The sequence below is a fragment of the Streptomonospora mangrovi genome (assembly GCF_027604915.1).
GTDB lineage: Bacteria > Actinomycetota > Actinomycetes > Streptosporangiales > Streptosporangiaceae > Streptomonospora > Streptomonospora mangrovi.
The window spans coordinates 1-20,154 of the sequence record NZ_JAJAQC010000053.1; the positions used below are offsets into that span (position 1 = coordinate 1).

A 20,154-nucleotide genomic window follows, 5' to 3' on the forward strand; every position below is an offset into this window, starting at 1 on the left:
AGGCGCGGGCGGCGCGGCGCCGACGCCGGCGCGGCCGCCGGGCGCCGGTGCGCGGGGCGGGGCTGGGCGGCGTCCGGGCGCCGCCGGCCGGCCGCCGCGTGGCGGGGACCGTCCACGCGCTCCGGCTTGCGCGTCACCATGACCGTGCGCTCCCTTGTATCACTCACAGTGGTCAGTGTGTCACTCTCGGTGGGAGATTCGGTTGCTCCCCGGCGGTCGTGTCCCCATCCGAATCCTCATTCCCGCCGCCCGCGTCCGCCATGTCCGCACCCTCCGCCACGCCTCGCATGCCGCCTCCCTCAGCGCCGCCGTCGCCGTCCCGCTCGTCGAAACCGCCGCCGAACGCGGCGCCGTAGAGATGGACGCGGGGATCAGGTGCGTCCGTTCCGTCAGCACTGTGCCCGGTTTCCGGTGAGTCATCCCGGTACCGGGGGATCTCGCCGGTCAGCTCCGCCGCCGCCAGCGGCCGCGCCTGCTCGGCCACGCCCTCGGGCCGCGCCAGTTCGTCGTCGACCAGCCCGATCTGCTCGAACCGCCGCGCCGTCACCAGGACGCGGCTCTCCAGCGACCCCACCGTCTGGTTGTAGGCCGCCACGGTGCGCGAGAGCGCCCGGCCCAGGCCGTCGACGTGCCCGCCCAGGGTCGAGAGCCGGGCGTGGAGCTGCTTGCCCAGCTCGAAGACCGCCCGCGCGTTCTCGCTCAGCGCCTCCTGCTGCCAGGCGTACTGGGCCGTGCGCAGCAGCGAGATGAGGGTGGTGGGCGTGGCGATGTGCACGCGCCGCCCCATGGCGTGCTCCAGCAGCCCCGGGTCGTACTCCAGCGCCGGCGCCAGGAACGCCTCGCCCGGCACGAACAGCACCACGAACTCCGGCGCCGGGCTGAACGCCGTCCAGTAGGACTTGGCCGCCAACTGGTCGACGTGGGTGCGCAGGTGCCGGCTGTGCGCCCGCAGGCGGTCGGCGCGCACGTCGGGGTCGTCGGTCTCCACCGCCTCCAGGTAGGCCGCCAGCGACACCTTCGAGTCCACGACGATGTTCTTCCCGCCGGCCAGCCGCACCACCATGTCCGGCCGCTGTCGGCCGTTCTCGCCCGCGGCCGTTGCCTGCTCCTCGAAGTCGCAGTAGGCGCTCATGCCCGCCAGTTCGGCCACCCGGCGCAGTTGCAGCTCGCCCCAGCGCCCGCGCGCCTCGGGGCGGCGCAGCGCCGTCACCAGCGCCTGGGTCTGGTCGCGCAGCCGCTCCGAGCCCTCGCGCACGTAGTCGACCTGCTTGGCCAGTTCGGCGTGCGCGGCGCGCCGTCCGGCGTCGACCTCGCGCAGTTGGCCCTCCACCCGTGCCAGGGTGTCCTTCAGCGGCGCCACCAGTTGCTCCACGGCGGCGCGGCGCTGGTCCATGTCCTGCCCGGCCTGGGCGCCCACCGCCCGCAGCCGGCCCTCGGCCAGTTCCAGGAAGCGCTGGTTGGTGGCGTCCAGGGCCTCGGCCGACAGCGCGCGGAACCGCTCGCCCAGCCGCTCCTCGATGTAGGCGGCCCGGTCGTCGGCCGCCTCGGCGCGCGCCCGCGCCTCGGCGACGCGCCCGCGCGCCAGCGTCCACCCCAGGGCGACACCGATCGCCAGTCCCACCAGTAGCACCAGGATCACGTCAAGGCCGTTCATAGCCGCCCATGGTCTCAATCCCCGGCGGTTCCGGGCGGAGCGCCACGCGCGGGCGGGGAAGTGGGGTAGTGGACACCGCACGCGGGCCGCCGCCGCCGGAGCCGGGCAGCGGCGCCGCCCGGCGGCCCCACCAGCGGCTCCGGACGATTCTGGACTATTTACCGAGTGATCGGTAGGTTAAATTCCGGTTTCGGCCGCCGCCGCACCGCCACCGCCCCATCTCCCGACCGGCAGGAGCGTCATGACCACTCACCTCCCGTCCGTGCATCCCGCCGAGGCCGAGCGCGAGCGCCACGTCGAGGCCGCGCTGGCCCGGCTCGACCTCACCGGCAAGGTCCGGCTGCTCTCGGGCGCCACCATGTGGGCGATCGCGCCCAATCCCGAGATCGGCCTGGACCGCCTGGTCATGTCCGACGGCCCGGTCGGCGTCCGCGGCGAGCGCTGGACCCCCGAGGACCCCTCGGTGCAACTGCCCAGCCCCACCGCGCTCGCCGCCACCTGGGACCCCGACCTCGTGCGCACCGCCGGGCACCTGCTCGCCCAGGAGGCCCGGCGCAAGGGCGTGCACGTGCTCCTGGCGCCCACCGTCAACATCCACCGCTCGCCGCTGGGCGGCCGGCACTTCGAGTGCTACTCCGAGGACCCCCACCTCACCGGGCGGATCGGCGCCGCCTATGTCGCCGGGGTGCAGGAGGGGGGCGTGGGCACCACCGTCAAGCACTTCGTCGCCAACGACTCCGAGACCGACCGGTTCACCGTCGACGTCCGCGTGGACGAGCGCACCCTGCGCGAGATCTACCTCGCCCCCTTCGAGGCGATCGTCGCCGAGGCCCGGCCCTGGGGCGTCATGGCCGCCTACAACAGCGTCAACGGCACCACCATGACCGAGCACGCCGACCTCAACGCGGTCCTGCGCGACGAATGGGGCTTCGACGGGTTCATCGTCTCCGACTGGACCGCCGCCCGCGACACCGTGGGCTGCGCCCTGGCCGGCCTGGACGTCGCCATGCCCGGCCCCGCCACCGTCTACGGCGAGCACCTGGTCGCCGCCGTGCGCGAGGGCCGCGTGCCCGAGGCCGCCGTCGACGCCATGGCGCGCCGCGTGCTGCGCCTGGCCGCCCGCGTCGGCGCGCTGGAGGGCGCCGAGCCCGTCGTGAAGGCGGCCGACCTGCCCGCCGCCCTCGACGGCCGCGCCGTGGCGCGCCGGGCCGCCGCGCGCTCCTTCACCCTGCTGCGCAACGAGGGCGGAGCGCTGCCGATCGACCCCGCCCGCGTCCGCAGCGTCGCCCTGATCGGCCTGGCCGCCGACGAGGCCCGCACCAGCGGCGGCGGCAGCGCCACCGTCTTCAGCGAGCACACCGTCAGCCCACTGGAGGGGCTGCGCGCGGCGCTGCCCGACCACGTGCGGCTCGACTACGCCGTCGGCGCCGACCCGCGCCGCGGCCTGCCGCCCCTGCGCCACCCGCTCACCGCGGTCTTCCGCGCCGCCGACGGCACCGAGCTGGGCACCGAGCGACTGGCCGACGGCGCCGCCCGCTGGATCGGCGAACTGCCCCCCGGCATCGACGCGGAGCGCCTGGCGGCCGTCGAGGTCACCGGCACCTTCACCCCCCAGACCACGGGCACCCACGTCTTCGGCGTCACCGGCGTGGGCCACTTCACCCTCACCGTCGACGGCGAGGTCCGCTTCGACGGCGACAACGAGATCGAGGGCACCGACCCGGCGGCCGTGCTGCTCAACCCGCCCCAGTCCACCGTCGAGGTCGAACTGACCGCCGGGCGCCCGGTGCCGGTGTCGGCCACCACGCCGGTGCCCGAGGGGTTCGGCGGCGGCTTCCCCTTCATCGGGTTCGCCCTCAACCACCTGGAGCCGCGCGCGAGCGAGGACGAGCTGATCGAGGAGGCCGTGGCCGCCGCCGCGGCGGCCGACGTCGCGATCGTCGTCGCCGCCACCACCGAGCAGGTGGAGTCGGAGGGCTTCGACCGCGCCGACCTGCGGCTGCCCGGCCGCCAGGACGAACTGGTCGCCCGCGTGGCCGCGGCCAACGACCGCACCGTCGTGGTGGTCAACGCGGGCTCGCCGGTGCTCATGCCCTGGCGCGAGGACGCCGCCGCCGTGCTGGTCACCTGGTTCGGCGGCCAGGAGGTGGGCGCGGCGCTGGCCGACGTCCTGCTCGGCGCCGAAGAGCCCGGCGGCCGGCTGCCCACCACCTGGCCGGCCGAGGAGGCCGACGTCCCGGTGATCGAGGTCCGGCCCACCGACGGCCGCCTGGTCTACGACGAGGGCGTGTTCGTCGGCTACCGCGCCTGGCAGCGCGCCCAGACCCCGCCCGCCTACTGGTTCGGCCACGGGCTGGGCTACACCACCTGGGACTACACCGGCGTCGAGGCCCGGCCCGCGCCCGACGGCGGCCTCACCGTCACCGTCGGCCTGGCCAACACCGGCGAGCGCGCCGGGCGCGAGGTCGTGCAGGTCTACCTGGAGCCGCACGGGGGCGCCGCCGCCGACACCCCCGAGCGCCCCCGCCGGTGGCTGGCCGGGTTCGCCGCCGTCAGCGCCGAACCCGGCGCCCGCGCCGAGGCGGTCGTGGCGGTGCCGCCGCGCGCCGCCCAGGTCTGGGACACCGCCGCGCGCGCCTGGCGCACGGTGCCCGGCGGCTACGACGTGGTGGTGGGCCGCTCGGCGGGCGACACCCGGCTCAGAACGGCGGTCGAGATCGGCTGAGGCCGCGCGCCCGGGCCCCGGGCGCTCCCCGGCCGGCGCCGGGGCGGGTCAGCGGCCGGCGAACGCCGCGCGCCAGGCGCGGGCCAGCCGCCACACCCGCTCCGGCACGGGCTCGGGCGCGAACAGCCACATCCGCTCGTGGGGGGCGGCGCCGGCGGCCCGGATCATCGGGCTGGGGGCATAGGGCGGCTCACCGCTCAGGTGGTACCAGCGGTAGCCGAACGGCTCCAGCAGCGCCATCAGCCGCTGCTCGGCGCCGTTGCCGGGCCGCACCTCGCACACGATCCACGGGCGGCAGCGGCGCAGCACCTCCAGGCCGCCGGCGATCACGTCGGGCTCGGTGGCGGCGGTGTCGACCTTGACCACGGCGGGGTGGGCGCCCGTGCGCTCGCGCCAGTGCGACAGCGTGTCGACGGTCACCGGGACGCGCCCGAGTTGGGGGCCGGGGCCCCAGGCCAGGGAGTTCGCGGTGTCGGCGGTGGCCGACAGGCGCAGCGCGGCGGTGCCGCCGTGGTTGCTCAGCGCCAGTTGCACGACCTCGACGTCCAGCCCGTTGTCGGCGGCGATGGCACGGGCGGTGGCGGCGGTGTGCGGAGTCGGCTCGAAGGCGTAGACCCGGCGCCGGCCGCGTGCGGCGGCCAGCGCCGCGTACAGCCCCACGTTGGCGCCGATGTCCAGCACCGAGCCGGGGCGGGCGTGTTCGAGCAGGGCCAGGAAGCAGGCGGTGGCCTCGGGTTCGTAGCCGGCCAGGCCGCCGCTGTGCAGCAGCCGGGGCAGGCGCAGGTCGCCCGGCGCGGTGACCGACAGCGCGGCCGGCCCGCCGCCGGCCCACCCGGATCTGGACGGGAGGGCGAGTTCGAAGTGCCGCACGCGCGGGGGCACGTGCGCGGGATCCAGGCCGCCCAGGCGCTGCGGCAGGTGGATCCGGATCTTGCGGGTGGCGTAGCGCACCGCGGGATATCGGCGGACCAGAGCCCGCATCTGAGCGTGTACCAATGTCGTTCCCCCCAATGCCCACACGTGGCCGGCATCTGGTCGGCATGGCGCCGCCGCGGCACGGGAGGATCCCGTGCCGACCGGTCGCGACCGCGTCGGGCCGCCCCCCAGCGGCCGGGCCGAGAACACGGCCGCGCGCCCCCTCCGCGCACGAGCCGTCCTTTCGCGCCGACGTGACCGGTCGCACATGAACGTACTCCGATTTGCACTTGTGCGCAGGACGTTTCCGCCAAACAGGGCACCGCGCCCGCGCGGGGCGCCCCGGCGGGGTCCGGGCCGGCCCCCGGCGCCTCGGCCGCTCCGGGCGGCGGCGGGCAGCGCCTAGAATCAACGACCGTGAGTCTGTCTATAGGGATCGTCGGCCTGCCCAACGTCGGCAAGTCCACGCTGTTCAACGCACTGACCAAGAACGACGCTCTGGCCGCGAACTACCCGTTCGCCACCATCGAGCCCAACGTGGGCGTCGTGGGGGTGCCCGACTCCCGCCTGGACAAGCTCGCCGAGATGTTCCAGTCGGCCAAGGTGGTCCCGGCCACCGTCGACTTCGTCGACATCGCCGGGATCGTGCGCGGCGCCTCCGAGGGCGAGGGCCTGGGCAACCAGTTCCTGGCCAACATCCGCGAGTGCGACGCCATCTGCCAGGTCATCCGGGTCTTCAACGACCCCGACGTCACCCACGTCGACGGCGACATCGAGCCCTCGCGCGACATCGAGACCATCAACACCGAGCTGATCCTGGCCGACCTCCAGACCCTCGACAAGGCGCTGCCGCGCCTGGAGCGCGACGCCAAGCGCAACGCCAAGGACAAGACCGCCCAGGAGGTCCTGGCCGCCGCGCGGGCGGCGCGCGGCGTGCTGGACGAGGGCGTGGGGCTGTCGGTGGGCGCCGCGCCGGCCGGGATCGACACCGCGCTGCTGCGCGAGCTGAACCTGCTGACCGTCAAGCCCTTCATCTACGTCTTCAACGTCGACACCGACGAACTGGGCGACCCCGGCCTGCGCGCCAAGCTGTCGGAGCTGGTCGCCCCCTCCGAGGCGATCTTCCTCGACGCCAAGATCGAGTCGGAGCTGGCTGAGCTGGACGAGTCCGAAGCGGCCGAGCTGCTGGAGTCGCTGGGCCAGACCGAGTCCGGCCTCGCCCAGCTCGCCCGCGTGGGCTTCGCGACGCTGGGCCTCCAGACCTTCCTCACGGCCGGCCCCAAGGAGTCGCGCGCCTGGACCATCAAGAAGGGCGCCACCGCCCCCGAGGCGGCCGGGGCCATCCACACCGACTTCCAGCGCGGGTTCATCAAGGCCGAGGTGGTCTCCTACGACGACCTGGTCGAGGCGGGCTCGATGCAGGCGGTGAAGGCGGCGGGCAAGGCCCGCATGGAGGGCAAGGACTACGTGATGGCCGACGGCGACGTGGTGGAGTTCCGGTTCAACGTGTAGCCGCTTCGTCGCCGTGCGCTGGATATGATCCGGCAAGCACGCAGGCCGGAAGGGGCCGGCTCCGCGCGGAGCCGGCCCCTTCGTCATGGCTGCCCCGTCCGCGAGGTGGAACCGAGCGCCTCAGGCGCGGACGCGGAACCGCCGGCGGTACTCGGTGGGCGTCACGCCCATCGCCCGCCGGAACGCCCGGTTGAGGGTGTCGACGGTGCCGAACCCGCAGGCCGTGGCCACTCGCGCGACGGTGTCGTCGGTGGCCTCCAGGCGGTTGCGGGCGACCTCGATCCGCGCCGACTCGATGTAGGCCGCCGGCGTGGTCCCCAGCTCCGTCTTGAAGACGCGGGTGAGCTGCCGGTCGCTGATGTGCAGGTGCGCCGCCAGGTCGGCGACGCTGAGCCGGTCGCCGACGTGCTCGGTGATGTAGTGGCGCAGCTCCTCCACCCGCCGGCTCGCGGAGACGGTCTTGAGCGGGACGCTGAACTGGCTCTGGCCGCCGGGGCGCTTGAGGTAGACGACGAGCTGGCGGGCGACCTTCTGGGCGAGGACGTCGCCGAAGTCGTCGGCGACCAGGGCCAGGGCGAGGTCGATGCACGAGCTGATGCCGGCACCCGTCCAGACGTCGCCGTCGCGGATGAAGATGGGGTCGGGGTCGACCTCGATCTTCGGATGCTCGGCCGCGAGCTGGGCCGCCGTCGACCAGTGGGTCGTCGCGCGCCTGCCGTCGAGGAGGCCCGCCGCGGCGAGGATGTGCGCACCGACGCAGACCGAGGTCACGCGCCGGGTGTTGGCCGCCAGGCGGCGCACCCGCTCGACGACCGCCGGGTCGGCGAGGGCTTTCGCCCGACCGTCCTCCTCGACCTCGACGGAGCCGGGCACGATGAGGGTGTCGACGGCCCGCCCCGCGAGCCGCTCGAAGGTGGTGTCGGGCAGGACCCGGACGCCCGCGGAGGTGGTGACCGGGTCCATCGTCTCGGCGGCGAGCACGACCTCGTAGCCGGTGGGCCCGTCCGTCTCCCGCCGCAGGAGGGAGAACACCTCGGGCGGGCCGGTGACGTCGAGGAGGTCGACCTGGTCGAACAGGACAACGACGACGAGGCGCTCGATCATCGCGGCTCCCTCCGGCGGGGATGTCGGTTTTTGCAGGTTACCCGACATTGCCGACATGCCGCCGCGCTCCTAGCGTGGATCCAGGCCCGCCGACCGCGGCCGGTCCACGACTCAAGGGGCATCCCATGGCACGCACGACCCTGCGCGAACTCAACGGCTTCGACCAGACACCGGCCTCCCTGGCCGACTCCACGCTGGTCCTGGTCGACTACCAGAACACCTACACCACGGGCGTCATGGAGCTGGACGGCTGGCGGCCGGCCCTCGAGGCCGCCGCCGACCTGCTCCAGCGCGCCCGCGCCGCCGGTGCCACCGTCATCCACGTCGTCAACGACGGCGGCGAGGGCACCCCCTACGACATCCGCGCCGAGATCGGCCGGATCCATCCCCGCGTCGCGCCGGTCGAGGGCGAGGACGTCGTCGTGAAGACCGCGCCGAACGCCTTCGTGGGCACCGACCTGGGCGAGCGCGTCGCGGCCGCCGGCCACGACGACCTCGTCGTCGCCGGCTTCATGACGAACATGTGCGTGCAGTTCACCTCCGAGGGCGCCTTCCTGGCCGGCAGGAAGCCCACGGTCGTCGCGGACGCCTGCGCCACCCGGCCGCTCGAGAGCGGGATCGCCCCCGTCTCCGCCGAGCAGTTGCACGAGGCCGCCCTCGCGACCATCGGCGACCTCTACGGCGTGGTCGTGCGGAGCGCGTCGGACCTGGACTGAGCGGGCGTCATCGGACCGGGCCGTGCCGGGGAGGGCGCGCTCCCCGGGTGTGCGCCCCTTCCGCGCCACGGCGCTACTCCGGTGTCGGGTCCGCGAACCGGGCCCGGGCCGCCTCGGCGGACGGGGTGAAGAAGTTGACCAGGTTGCCGTCGGGGTCCCGGACGAGGAGTGAGCGGTTGCCCCACGGCATGTCCGTCGGCTCGTTGACGACGTCGGCCACGACGTCCCGGAGCGCCCGGTAGGTCGCGTCGACGTCCTCGACCAGGAAGTCCAGCGCGACGCTGCGGTTGGCGCGGGCCTCGGCGACGCCCTCGCCGAGCAGCGGCACCGTCGCCGAAGCGGCGAGCGCGAGCGTGCCCGAGGGGGTGCGCAGCTCGGCGAACATCGGGTGGAGGCGCGCGGCGCCGATGCTGGTGGCCGTTTCGTAGAACGCCACCAGGGCGTCCAGGTCGTCGGTGAAGATCCGGGTGGCTGCCAGTCGCATCGCTGTCTCTCCTCGCGGTGAGCGGGTCGGGGTGCCGGTGTGGCCCCTGTGGCCACGGGAGGCACCGTAGGCGCCAAACCGGGCGAGATCTGTCCGGTATGGGCGAGGATTGGTCCATGGCCGATCCCACCGCCCGGGCGCTGCGGCTGCTGGAGCTGCTCCAGTCCGCGCCCCCGCGCACCGCCGCCGAGCTCGCCGAGCGCCTCGGCGTGGACGAGCGCACGGTGCGCCGGGACGTGGCGCGCCTGGGCGAGGCGGGGGTGCACGTCGAGGTCCTGCGCGGCAGGTACGGCGGCTACCGGCTCGCGCCCGGCCGGCGGGTCCTGCCGATCGTGTTCAGCGGCGCGGAGGTGGTGGCGGTCTTCCTCGGGTTCACACACGCGCGGGAGTCCGCGGACGAGCCGGATACCGCCGTGCGGACCGCCCTGGCCAAGATCAAGCGGGCGATGCGGCCCGAGGACGCGGAGCGGGTGGCCGCCGCCCTCGCGGCGATGACGCGCGGCGCCCGGCGCGGCGACGTCGATCCCGACCCCGCCGTGACGCTGGCCCTCGCCGAGGCGGTGAGCCGCAGCCGGGTGGTCGAGCTGCGCTACCGCAGCGGCGAGGGCGTCCTGTCGCGGCGCAGGGTGCACCCCCGCGACCTGGTGGCGCACGCGGGCCGGTGGTACCTCGTCGCGTACGACACCGACAAGCGGGAGGAGCGCACGTTCCGCGTCGACCGGATCCGGACGGCCCGCGCGCTCGCGGAAACCTTCAGCGCGCCTCAGCGCCCCGACGCGGCGGCCCGGCTCGCCGAGCGCTTCGCCGACGCGGACTACCGCTGGCGGGTCGTGCTGCGCGTCCGCGCGACCGAGGACCACATCCGCGCCCACCTGCCGCCCAGCGTCGCCCGGCTCCGGCGCCTGGACCCCGAGGTGGACGGCGCGGACGGGTCCGCCCCGCCCTGGTACCGGGCCGAGATCCGCGCCGAGAGCCTGGACTGGATCCCGCCCGTCATCGCGGCCCTCGACCGCGCGGTGGTGATCGACCAGCCCGACGCGCTCCGCGAACGGGTGCGGACCGCCGCGACGAGGATGCTGCGAGCGGCGTCCGGCGAGGACGGGTGATCGCCCGGGTGGGAGCCGGACGGCCCGCACCGTGGCGACGCGGCGGCATACCGTACATCGATCGCGCGCCTCAGAGCCTCGGCGATCTCCCGGATCAGCCGGCCGACGGCGCGTTGCGCGGCTCGGCGGTGAGGGCGGGGCGCAGGATCGCCGCGTACATGCGCGCCGACAGCCGCCGGGGCAGGACGTACTTCGTCAGGACGTCGGTGAGCACGTTCATCGCGCCGGGGACGACGTGGGCGCGCCTGCCGAGGCCGGCCAGGGCCGCGTCCGCCACGCGCGCAGGGGGCATCTTCGCGCCGCTGAGCCGGCTGAAGTCGATGCCCGGCGCGCTGTCGAGGCCCTCCGTCTGGGTCTGCCCGGGGGAGACCACCAGGACGTCGACGCCGTCCCCCTTGAGTTCGTGGTGCAGCGCCTGGCCCAGCGACAGGACGTAGCTTTTTGCGGCCGCGTAGTTGGCCTCGTAGGGGACGGCGCTGGCCGCGATGCTGGACGACACCAGGACGATCGCCCCCCGGCCGCGCGCCGCGAACGCGCGGCCGAAGCGGTGCGCCATCCGCAGCGGCACCGCCGTGTGGAGGGTGAGGACGTCCAGTTCGTCCGCCAGCGGGTTGGCGGTGAGCGGGCCCGCGAAGTAGAACCCCGCGTTCGCGACGACGATCCCCACGTCGAGCCCGGCGACCCGCTGCCACAGGTCGTCCACCGCCCCGGGGGCGAGGAGGTCCAGCGCGAGGGGGATGTTGGCGGTGCCGTGGAGGCGGGACAGCTCCGCCGCCAGGGCCTCAAGGCGCTCCTCGCGGCGCGCCACCAGGACGACGTTGACTCCCGCGGCGGCGAGCCGGCGCGCGAACTGCTCACCGATACCCGACGACGCTCCGGTGACGACGGCGTACTGGCCGTACTGGGTGCGGAGATCCTTCACGGTGGTTTCCCGTCTGGCTGGTAGGTGGGAAGCGCAGGTGGCGACGATGGCCCGCCCGACTTCCATGCAACCGTTCAATAAGTCGCGCACCACCGTACTACTTCTGGAACGATGGTCAAGAAGTCGTAGGATGGCGCCATGGCCCGGACCGGACGACCCCGCAGGTTTGACACCGCCCAGACCCTCGAACAGGCGCTCGGCATCTTCTGGGCGTCCGGCTACGGCGCGACGTCGGTCCAGGACCTGGTCGAGGGCCTGGGCGTCGAGCGCGGCAGCCTGTACGCCGCCTACGGCGACAAGCGGCGGCTGTACCTCAAGACCGTGGAGCTGTACTGGGCCGAGTACGAGCGGGCGCTGCGGTCGGCGCTCTCCAGCGTCCCCCTGCTCCCGGCCCTGCGGGAGATCCTGCTGATGGCGACGCGGCTCGGCGCCGCGGCGGCCGACCAGCGCGCCCCCCGCGGCTGCATGATGGGCAACACGGCCGTGGAGCTGGTGCCCCAGGACGACGAGGCGACGGCGTTCGTCGAGCGGTCCTTCTCCCGGTTCGTGGACATGACCGCGCACGCCCTCGGCGAGGCGCAGGAGCGCGGCGAGGTGGTGGCGACGTCGCCGCCCGAGGCCCAGGCGCGGCTCCTCCTCGTGGTCGCCCAGGGCACGTCCCTCCTGGCGCGGACCGGGACCGAGCCGGAGGCCGCGGCCGCGGCGATCGACGCTGCGCTGGCCGGCCTCCGCCGGTCCGGTGACACCGCGTGACACGTGTGAGACCGGGCGGGGGAGTGCGCGGGGGCGCTCCGCGACGCCCCGCCGTGCGCCCGCCCGGGGTCGCGTGGGCCGCGGCGGGTGGAATGTCACACCCGGGACCTATGGTGAGGATCGGCCACCGGGTGTGGTGCCGCCACCGGCCGGCGCGACCTCTCTAGAGACCTAAACGCCACACCCGCCTTCCTGAACGGCGCTAGCTTCCTTTCCGGTCCAACCGCAATCCCGGCGTTGACCATGGCAGTTTCCTGAGTTTTGCTGGTATTGCCCCGATGTGCCCCAATCGCCCCTCGATCTTGAGCTGCGTCCGGGGTGCACCGTGTGCATGGACACGAAACACGGAGGAGTATTGGCGCTCGGGATCCGAAACAATGGCGCACCATAGGTATGGGGTAGACATGGTTCGGGAAAACGGCCGCCAGGGCCAGTGCTCGGGACGGGATGGGGAGGCGTGATGGCTCGCAAGCCGACCGCGCGGCGCGGCGGCCGACCCGCTGAGGACTCCGCCGACGCGGACCTCTACGAGTTCGGCGACCCTCCGCAGCGCAGCCGGCGGCTCCGCGCCGGCTCGGGCGGGCGCTGGTGGGTGTGGATCGGGCGCGCCGTGCTGTGGGCGTTCATCATCGTCGTCATCTTCAACGGCGTCTGGCAGCCGCTGCGCAACGGGTTCGCCCAGCCCTCCGCCGACGAGGAACCCGCCGCCGAGCAGCCCGCCTTCCCCGAGACCGCCGCCGCCGGGTTCGCCCTGCGCTTCGCCGACGTCTACCTCAACACCGGCGGCCTCGCGGGCCAGGAGCGCGCCGAGGCGCTGGCCGCCTACGTCCCCGAGGGCCGCGCCACCGAGTTCACCGTCGAGGACTCCGAGTTGACCGGCGAGAACCTTGGCGTGGTGGGGGTCGACGTCCGCGACGACCACAACGCCGTCGTCACCCTGAGCGCCGACGTCAACGGCGCCCCCATGAGCCTGGACGTCCCCGTCTACGCCGCCGACTCCGACAGCCTTGTGATCTCCGGGCCGCCCGCCCTGCTCGCCAGCCCGAGCCGGGCCGACCTCCCCGCGCCCGAGTCCGCCGAGACCGACACCGCCGTCCGCGACGAACTGGTGCCGCGCCTGGAGCGGTTCTTCGCGGCCTACGCCGAGGACCCCGGCTTCCTGTCCGACTTCGTGGAGCCCGGCGCCCGGATCGAGCAGTTGCCGCCCGACACCCTGGAATTCGCCGAACTGTCCGATATCGCCGTACCCGTCGACGGTTCGGGGGATGATGATGGACGACAGGTCACGGCCACCGTGGTGTGGCGGCTGGCCGGTTCCGACGAGTCCACCCCCGCCGAGCTGACCCAGACCTATGAGCTGACCGTCGTCCGCGACGGCGAGACCTGGTATGTCCGAGACATCCAAGGAGCCCCGCAGTCGTTCGGCGAGTGATCGCCGCACCACCCCGGCAGGGCTCGAAGCCAAGGAGAAGAAGCACCATGCAGCACAGATGTGAGACGCGAGGGGACGGCGACTGATGCTCCCCCTGCTCTCCAGTCTCACGCACGCGGCTCTGGACGTCGCGGCCCCTCTCGCGCTGGCGGCCACCGAGGACGCCCCCGACACCTCGGGGCTCGCCGACTTCCTGCGTGGCTTCTTCGGGCCGCTGTTCCTGGTGATCGTGTCGGTCGTCGCGATCTTCTTCCTGTTCACCAGGGAGATCACCCGGTTCGCGCAATTCATCATCCTGGCGATCTTCATCGGGATCGTCTTCTACGTGCCCGGGATCATCGAGGTCACCGCCGTGGCCATCGCGCGAGCAATGGGCGTCTCGACCGAGTAGGAGGCCGGAGACGTGGACCTGCCCACGTACACCAACATCTGGCGTATCGAGAAAAGGCTGTACAAGCTCTACGATTTCCGGCTGCCGCAGCCGGTCTCGGTCGTCTACCTTGGTGTTCTCCTGGGCGTGTTCGCCGTCTGGCTGACTCTGATGGTGCTGCTCGGCGTCCCCGCCGAGACCCCCTGGCACGTCGTGTGGCTGGTGCCGCCCTTCGTCATCGCCTTCCTGGCCACCAGGCCGGTGATCGAGGGCAAGCGCCTCAGCGAACTCGTCGTCTCCCAGGTCCGCTACGTCACCGAGGCCCGGGTCTACACCCGGCTGGCGCCCGAGCGCGAGCCGGGTGAGGTCCGTGTCACCGTCCGGGTGTGGCACCGCGACCCCGCGGCGGGGCCGCTGCCCGCACCCGGCAAGCGCGCGGCGCGTTCGGCCGCCCAGGCGGCCGAACGCGGGCGCGCACGCCGCCGCGACCGCGCCGCCGAGGCGCCCGTGTCCACCCCCGCGCCCCGGCGCACCGCCCGCCAGGCGCCGTCGCTGGAGGAGGTGCTGCCCGCGTCGCCCAACGGCAGCGGCGCGCGGGCGCACGCCGGTTCGGGACCGGCCGACCTCCCCGACCCCGCGCCGCTGTGGAACGGCGAGCAGGCCGCCGCGTCCGGCCCTCGTGAGGACTACGAGAAGCACGAGGAATACGAGAAGTACGACGAGGCCGCCAACTGGCGGGCCGCCGACCCCTACGTCCCGGCCGAACCCCCGCCCTCGGTGCGCGAGCGGGTCGCCGAGCGTGAGGCGGCGTTCGGTGGCGGTGCCGAGCGCGAGCCGTGGGAGTGGGAGCCCGCGGAGCCGCGCGCGGCCGGCGCCGGCCGGCGGGACCGGGTCGAGCACGCCGACGGCCTCGACGAGGACGACCTTCGCGACGACGACCTCCGCGAGGCGGAGCGTGAGGCGGCGTTCGATGGCGGTGCCGAGCGCGAGCCGTGGGAGTGGGAGCCCGCAAAGCCGCACGCGGCCGGCGCCGGCCGGCGGGACCGGGTCGAGCACGCCGACGGCCTCGACGAGGACCGCCTCCGCGAAGCGGAGTTCTGGTCCGAGCGCCGCAACGGCTTCCGCCCCGAGCGCGCCGCCGGCGCCGAGGCCGCCCCGGCACGCGGCCGCCGCGCCGAGACCGAACCGGAACCCGAGCCCGAAGCGTTCGCCGCCGCGGCCGAGCCCTGGCCGCTGCCCGAGGCCGACGACGACTTCCCGGCCCGCGAGCGCGAATCCCTCGACCAGCGGCGGGAGTGGGAGCGCGACTACGACCGCGACCGCGACCGCGACCGCGCCGCGCCCCGGCGCGGCATGGGCAAGAAGGTCCTCAACTACTTCGGCTTCGCCCTGGACAAGCCGGCCGCCGGCTCCGCCGCCGACCGCGCCCGGCGCGACCCCGGCGCCGGCCGCGGGCACCGCCCGGCGCGCGGACACACCGGTCCCATTCCCGGCGCCGCCCGCACCCCGGCCGAACTCGCCGCGCACCTCGCCGACTACACCGACGAGCGGTCCCCCGACCACGGCGTCCGGCCGGACCAGGCGGACCGGACGGGCTCCGAGCCCGCGACCGGCCACACGGACCGGCTGGAGACCGAGCCCGCCGCCGACCACACCGACCGGCCGGACCCCGCCTCCGCCACCGGCTACGCCGTGCCCGAGCGCGCGCCGCAGCGCGTCGAGGACCAGGCCACGCCGCTCTTCGCCCCCGCCGACCCCGGCGCCGAGTCCGCCGCGCCGGCCGAACCCGCGCCCGACCGGGGCACCACCGCGCGCCGCCGCGCCGAGGAGATGATGGCGGCGCCGCCCACCCCCGCCGAGGCCCCGCGCGGCCGCGGCACCGACCCCGCCGCGCGCCCGTTGGCCGACGCCGGCGAGCCGGAGGCGGCCGAACCCCGGCGGTCCCGCGACCCCGATGCCGCGGACGCCCGTCAGCCGTCACGCCACCCCGAAGCCGCGGACGCCTCCCAACCGTCCCGCGCCGAGGACGCCGACACGCGTTCCGGTGCGTTCGGCCGCGCCCGCCCGTGGGAGCGCCGGGAGCGGCCCGCCGCCACCGGTTCCGCCCGCGACCGCGCCGCCGGCGACGACACCGCGTCCGCCGCCGACCGCCCCGGCCCGCAGCGCCGCCTGCGCGGCCGTATCCAGGGCGTCCTGGTCACGCGCCGCCTCGAACGCGAACGCGACGCCGCCGAAACCGCGTCGGGAGTTGAGCAGGCCCCCGCCGAGCACGACACCGAGCGCGCCCGCGAACGCGCGCGGGCCGCAGAGCCGCCGCCGCGCGCCAAGGCTCAGGGGCTCGGCGCCCCCGAGTCCGCCGACGCCACCGAAACCCCCGGGCCCGCTGAGACCGGCCGCCCGTCGCTGCGCGCCCGCCGCCTCCAACAGCGTCCGCACGCCGCACCGTGGGACCTCCCCACCCCGCTCGACAGCGCCGCCGCCGAGCAGCGTGCCCAGCAGGAGGGGGCGCCCGCCGAGCGCCCGGCACCGGAGGCGGAACGCGCCCAGGAGGACCGTGAGCAGGGTGCCCCCGCCGAGCCGGGCGAGGCGAAGCCGCACCTCCAACTCGACCACGGCACGGGCGAGCACGAGAGCCTGTCCGAGGTCATCCGGGTGTTCTCGGCGCCGCCGGGCACCGCCGGAGCCGTCGACCAGCCTGCGGTCCGAGACGACGAGGACGCTGCTGCGGAACGGGAGCCGGAGGCCGCCACCGAGGTCGAGGCCGAGGTCACCGCGCCGGACACCTATGCCGAGGACGCCCAGCCCCCCGCCGCCCGCGCCGCCGCCGAGGCCGCGGCCGAGCCCGAGGACGACACCAAGCCCCCGCTGCAACTGGACCACGGCACGGGCGAGCACGAGAGCCTGTCCGAGGTCACCCGCGCCCTGTCGACGGGAACCGGCGAACCGGAACGCCAGGGTTCCGCCGCCCTCCCGGTCCAGGACGACCGGGAGGAGTCCGCCCGCCCGATCCGGGGCGGCCGGGACGAGGCCGCCGAGGAGGCGGCCGCCGAGGCACGCGCCGCGCGCGGCGACACCGCGCAGGCGCGGCCTGAGGGCAAGCCGCCGCTCCAGTTGGACCACGGCACGGGCGAGCACGAGAGCCTGTCCGAGGTCACCCGCGCCGTGGCGGCGCCCGAGGACCGAACCCGCCCGGCCCGCGCAACGGACCCGGACGCCACCCGGCCGCCGTCGCCCGACACCGCGCCCGCACCGGACCGCGCGCGGCCGGAGAATCCCGCCGCCGCCGACCGCGCGCGAGGCGGCGAGGTGCCCGAGGCCGGCGGGGAGCAGCCCTCGCCCGCGGAGTCGGGTGCGGCCGGTCTCCGCATCCCCGACCTCTCGGCCCCCAAGCCCGCGCTGCAACTGGACCACGGCACCGGCGAGCATGAAAGCCTCTCCGATGTCGCCAACGCCGCAGCGACCACGCCCCCGCACGGAGACCGCCCAGCGGAGCGCCCCACCCGCGCCGCGCGCCGCCCGTCGGGCGCCCGGCGCGCCGAGGAGTCGGCCGCCGGATCGGGTACTGAGGCGGCTCTGGACACGCCAGCAGAGGCGTCGCGCGACGCCTCTGACGTGGAGACGCCTTTCCACGGCGACGGCGGCGCGGACCGCCGCGCCGCAACGGTGCGTCAGTCGGGTCCTGAGACTGCTGCGGACACGTCGGCCGAGGCGCCGCGTGGCACCTCTGACGTGGAGGCGCACCCCTCCGGAACGCGCGCGGATGAGCGCGCCAACGAGGGCCGCTCGTCGGGTGCGCGGCGCGCCGCCTCGGCTGTGCCTCCGGCGGGCGACACCGCTGATGCCGACGTCCCTGACAGCGCTCCTGACTCCTCCGCCGACGTGGACACCACGGGCGCGGCGCCCGATCCGGTCAGCCCGTCCCCCGGAGGTGTTTCGGACGACGACGGGCCGGAGGCGGCCACGGCCGTCCCGCCGCAGGACGACACCCGGGGCGGATCCGGCTCGGAGGCCCCGCGCGAGCACCACGACGAACCGCGCGACCGCGCCGCCTCCGACCGGCTGGAGGTGCTGGACCGCTACCTGAACCACGCCGACACCCCGCCGCCGCCCCCGCCGCGCTTCGCGGAGGCGACCGGGAGCCAGCCGCCGCGTCGGCCGGTCTCGTGGTTCGCCGACACCCCCGTTCCCGCCCCCGCCGATCGGGGTCCGTCCGCCTCCCGGGCGGCGGAGTCGGCGGGAGTCGAGAGCGCGCCGGGCTCGGCGTCCGACGACGACCCCCGCCGGGTGCCCGATGAGCGGCACGGCTCCGGCCGGAACGCCGCCCGCGATGCGGCCGGCCACGGCGGCGCCCACGGACCGGCCCGCACACCGCGCGCGGCGGAGCACACCGATCGTGCCGACGACACCACGTCGGTGGACGACCCCGCCATGGAGACCGGGCACGCCGCGCGCGCCGGTGGCGTGCCGGAACCCGGCCCGGCCGAGGATTCGCTTGACTCCCGGCCGCACGGCGACCGGCACGAACCCGCCTCCACCGCCCACGGCGCCGCGCCGGCCCACCCGGACGCCGACCGCGCCGCCTCGACCGACGCGCCCGCCTCCGCCGACGCCGCCTCCGGCGGCGCGGCGGTCCGCCAGGCTCCCCGCGACCAGGGCGGCGACCTCGCGAACGCCGGGCGCGCCGCAGAGAGCCCGGCCGACCGCGCCGGACACGGCGCCGAGTCCGCTCCGGCTTCAGCCTCGGCCTCGGCCAAGCCGCCCCTCGAACTCGACCACGGCACCGGCGAGCACGAGTCGTTCGGACACGTCAACGCGCCGCAGCGCACCACGGCCGCCGACCTCGAAGCCGCCGAGGCCGCGGCCATCCGCGCCCGCCGCCGCGACCTCGCCCACAACACCGGCTCCTCCGGCCAGGGCGACACCGCCGACCCCGGCGGCGACAGCGCCTCGGCCCAGCGGCAGGCCGACCCCGCCACGGGGGGCGAGCGCTCCATGCGCCTGGCCCGCACCATCCGGGCCAACCCCACCGGCGGGCAGCCGTCCGCCGCCCCCGGCCGCACCGCCGACCCCGCCGCCCCTCGCGACTCCCGCGACTCCGCCGCGCGCGACCCCGAGACCACCGACCCCGACGCACCCGGCGCACCCCCGGCATCCCCGACGCGCGGGGGCCGCACCCGCACCCCCGCCACGGGCGACGACAACGTCTTCAGCCGCGTCGCGCAGAACGCCCGCCGCCTCAGCCACCTCTTCGGCCAGACCCCGCCGGGCACCCCCCCGGAGTCCGCGCCGGCCGAGGGCGGGCGCGGCCGGGGCGACACCCGCACCCGGTCCGGCGCCGACACCCCGGCCGCCGGCGCCACCGGCACCGCGCCCGGCGCGCCCGCCGACTCCCACGCCGACAAGCCGTCACTCCAGCTCGACCACGGCACCGGCGAGCAGCAGCGGCTCGGCGACACCCCCAACGGCACCCCGTCCCACGCCCAGCCCGCGCGAGGCGGCGGCGCCGGACGCCCGGCGGCGGATTCCGACTCCGGCGCCACGCGCGGGTGGCGGCGACTGGCGCGGGTCGTCACCGGCGGCTCCACGCCGGCGGCCCGCTCCGACCTCCCGCCCGGCGACATCGAGCGCCTGCGCACCGCCCTGCCCGCCCCCCGCACCGTCGTGGTCCTGGGCTGCACCGGCGGCGCTGGCCAGACCGTCACCACCCTCATGCTGGGCCACACCCTCGCGGCCTACCGCGACGAGCGCGTGGTGGCCGTCGACGTCAACCCCGGCGGCGGCGGGCTGTCGCGGCGCGTCCGCGCCGAGACCCCCGAGACCCTCACCTCGCTGCTGGCCAACGCCGAGGCCGTCAACGGCTACCTGGGCATGCGCCGCTACACCTCCCAATCGCCCAGCGGCCTGGAGGTGGTGTCCACGCTGGACGACCCCTACGTCCAGACCCTCGACGACCGCGACTACGCCGGGCTGGCCGGCCTGCTGGAGCAGTTCTACGAGGTCGCGCTGCTGGACCCCGCCGCCACCGGGGTGGCGCGCGCTCTGCCGGTGGCCGACGGCATGGTCCTGGTGGCTCCGGCCAGCGAGGATGCCGCCCGCGCCGTGGCCATGACCTTCGAATGGCTCGACGGGCACGGCTACGCCGCCCTGCGGTCCAAGGCCGTGGTCGTCATCAACGGGGTCAGCAAGCGCAGCCTCGCCGACGTCGACGCCGCCGAGCAGGTGGCGCGCGGGCGCTGCCGGGCGATCGTGCGCGTCCCGTGGGACGACCACCTGGCGGCCGGCAAGGTCGTCGACACCGGCGCGCTGCGGGCCACCACGCGGCGCGCGCACGCGGCCCTCGGCGGGGTGCTGATGCACGGCCTGGCGGCCGTGCCCGGCCCCGGCGCCGGGCCGGGCGCGCCCGGCGGCGGCCAGGGCCCCCGGCGGGCGCCGGAGGCCCGCCGATGACCCCTCGCACCCCC

13 protein-coding genes are annotated in these 20,154 nt (G+C 75.6%); 8 read left to right on the forward strand and 5 right to left on the reverse strand.

Annotated elements, in window-relative coordinates:
* Window positions 1-172: 172 nt before the first annotated feature.
* Window positions 173-1,654 carry a DNA recombination protein RmuC gene (locus tag LG943_RS23455; protein ID WP_270074525.1) on the reverse strand — a complete coding sequence of 494 codons (1,482 nt, stop codon included), beginning with the start codon at window positions 1,652-1,654 and terminating at the stop codon, window positions 173-175.
* 241 nt (window positions 1,655-1,895) lie between these two features.
* On the opposite strand from LG943_RS23455, the gene LG943_RS23460 reads away from it, so the two are divergent.
* Window positions 1,896-4,379 carry a beta-glucosidase gene (locus tag LG943_RS23460; protein WP_270074526.1) on the forward strand — a complete coding sequence of 828 codons (2,484 nt, stop codon included), beginning with the start codon at window positions 1,896-1,898 and terminating at the stop codon, window positions 4,377-4,379.
* 48 nt (window positions 4,380-4,427) lie between these two features.
* Here the strand turns inward: LG943_RS23460 and LG943_RS23465 are convergent, their stop codons facing one another.
* Window positions 4,428-5,375 carry an FkbM family methyltransferase gene (locus LG943_RS23465; RefSeq protein WP_408648641.1) on the reverse strand — a complete coding sequence of 316 codons (948 nt, stop codon included), beginning with the start codon at window positions 5,373-5,375 and terminating at the stop codon, window positions 4,428-4,430.
* Window positions 5,376-5,711: 336 nt separating this feature from the next.
* Between LG943_RS23465 and ychF the strand changes: the two genes are divergently transcribed.
* A complete protein-coding gene (gene ychF, locus LG943_RS23470) occupies window positions 5,712-6,806 on the forward strand; it encodes a redox-regulated ATPase YchF (protein ID WP_270074528.1) in 1,095 nt (364 codons plus the stop codon).
* 120 nt (window positions 6,807-6,926) lie between these two features.
* On the opposite strand, the gene LG943_RS23475 is transcribed toward ychF, so the two are convergent.
* Entirely contained in the window at window positions 6,927-7,910 is a 984-nt protein-coding gene (locus LG943_RS23475) for a GlxA family transcriptional regulator (RefSeq protein WP_270074529.1), read from the reverse strand.
* A 125-nt stretch (window positions 7,911-8,035) separates the two neighbouring features.
* Between LG943_RS23475 and LG943_RS23480 the strand changes: the two genes are divergently transcribed.
* Window positions 8,036-8,626, forward strand: coding sequence for a cysteine hydrolase family protein (locus tag LG943_RS23480; RefSeq protein WP_270074530.1), 591 nt, complete (start codon window positions 8,036-8,038; stop codon window positions 8,624-8,626).
* Between the two features lie 73 nt (window positions 8,627-8,699).
* Here LG943_RS23480 and LG943_RS23485 read toward each other — a convergent pair whose 3' ends face one another.
* A complete protein-coding gene (locus tag LG943_RS23485; RefSeq protein ID WP_270074531.1) occupies window positions 8,700-9,110 on the reverse strand; it encodes a VOC family protein in 411 nt (136 codons plus the stop codon).
* A 116-nt stretch (window positions 9,111-9,226) separates the two neighbouring features.
* Between LG943_RS23485 and LG943_RS23490 the strand changes: the two genes are divergently transcribed.
* Window positions 9,227-10,216 carry a helix-turn-helix transcriptional regulator gene (locus tag LG943_RS23490; protein ID WP_270074532.1) on the forward strand — a complete coding sequence of 330 codons (990 nt, stop codon included), beginning with the start codon at window positions 9,227-9,229 and terminating at the stop codon, window positions 10,214-10,216.
* A 94-nt stretch (window positions 10,217-10,310) separates the two neighbouring features.
* On the opposite strand, the gene LG943_RS23495 is transcribed toward LG943_RS23490, so the two are convergent.
* Entirely contained in the window at window positions 10,311-11,138 is an 828-nt protein-coding gene (locus LG943_RS23495; protein ID WP_270074533.1) for an SDR family NAD(P)-dependent oxidoreductase, read from the reverse strand.
* A 138-nt stretch (window positions 11,139-11,276) separates the two neighbouring features.
* Here LG943_RS23495 and LG943_RS23500 point away from each other — a divergent pair, with 138 nt between their 5' ends.
* The 4 genes from LG943_RS23500 (at window position 11,277) to LG943_RS23515 (ending at window position 20,140) form a co-directional block, all read left to right on the forward strand.
* A complete protein-coding gene (locus LG943_RS23500; RefSeq protein ID WP_270074534.1) occupies window positions 11,277-11,891 on the forward strand; it encodes a TetR/AcrR family transcriptional regulator in 615 nt (204 codons plus the stop codon).
* Window positions 11,892-12,351: 460 nt separating this feature from the next.
* Window positions 12,352-13,323: a conjugal transfer protein gene (locus LG943_RS23505; protein ID WP_270074535.1), complete on the forward strand. Its 972-nt coding sequence runs from the start codon at window positions 12,352-12,354 to the stop codon at window positions 13,321-13,323.
* Window positions 13,324-13,408: 85 nt separating this feature from the next.
* Window positions 13,409-13,714: a hypothetical protein gene (locus LG943_RS23510; protein ID WP_179769095.1), complete on the forward strand. Its 306-nt coding sequence runs from the start codon at window positions 13,409-13,411 to the stop codon at window positions 13,712-13,714.
* A 12-nt stretch (window positions 13,715-13,726) separates the two neighbouring features.
* Window positions 13,727-20,140: a TcpE family conjugal transfer membrane protein gene (locus tag LG943_RS23515; RefSeq protein WP_270074536.1), complete on the forward strand. Its 6,414-nt coding sequence runs from the start codon at window positions 13,727-13,729 to the stop codon at window positions 20,138-20,140.
* Window positions 20,141-20,154: the final 14 nt, after the last annotated feature.

Excerpts from the sequence above, each read along its gene's own strand:
- LG943_RS23475 (WP_270074529.1), bottom strand. The coding sequence starts at position 7,910 with ATGATCGAGCGCCTCGTCGTCGTTGTCCTGTTCGACCAGGTCGACCTC.
- LG943_RS23460 (WP_270074526.1), top strand. The coding sequence starts at position 1,896 with ATGACCACTCACCTCCCGTCCGTGCATCCCGCCGAGGCCGAGCGCGAG.
- LG943_RS23505 (WP_270074535.1), top strand. The coding sequence starts at position 12,352 with ATGGCTCGCAAGCCGACCGCGCGGCGCGGCGGCCGACCCGCTGAGGAC.
- LG943_RS23500 (WP_270074534.1), top strand. The coding sequence starts at position 11,277 with ATGGCCCGGACCGGACGACCCCGCAGGTTTGACACCGCCCAGACCCTC.
- LG943_RS23480 (WP_270074530.1), top strand. The coding sequence starts at position 8,036 with ATGGCACGCACGACCCTGCGCGAACTCAACGGCTTCGACCAGACACCG.
- LG943_RS23455 (WP_270074525.1), bottom strand. The coding sequence starts at position 1,654 with ATGAACGGCCTTGACGTGATCCTGGTGCTACTGGTGGGACTGGCGATC.
- LG943_RS23485 (WP_270074531.1), bottom strand. The coding sequence starts at position 9,110 with ATGCGACTGGCAGCCACCCGGATCTTCACCGACGACCTGGACGCCCTG.
- LG943_RS23490 (WP_270074532.1), top strand. The coding sequence starts at position 9,227 with ATGGCCGATCCCACCGCCCGGGCGCTGCGGCTGCTGGAGCTGCTCCAG.
- LG943_RS23510 (WP_179769095.1), top strand. The coding sequence starts at position 13,409 with ATGCTCCCCCTGCTCTCCAGTCTCACGCACGCGGCTCTGGACGTCGCG.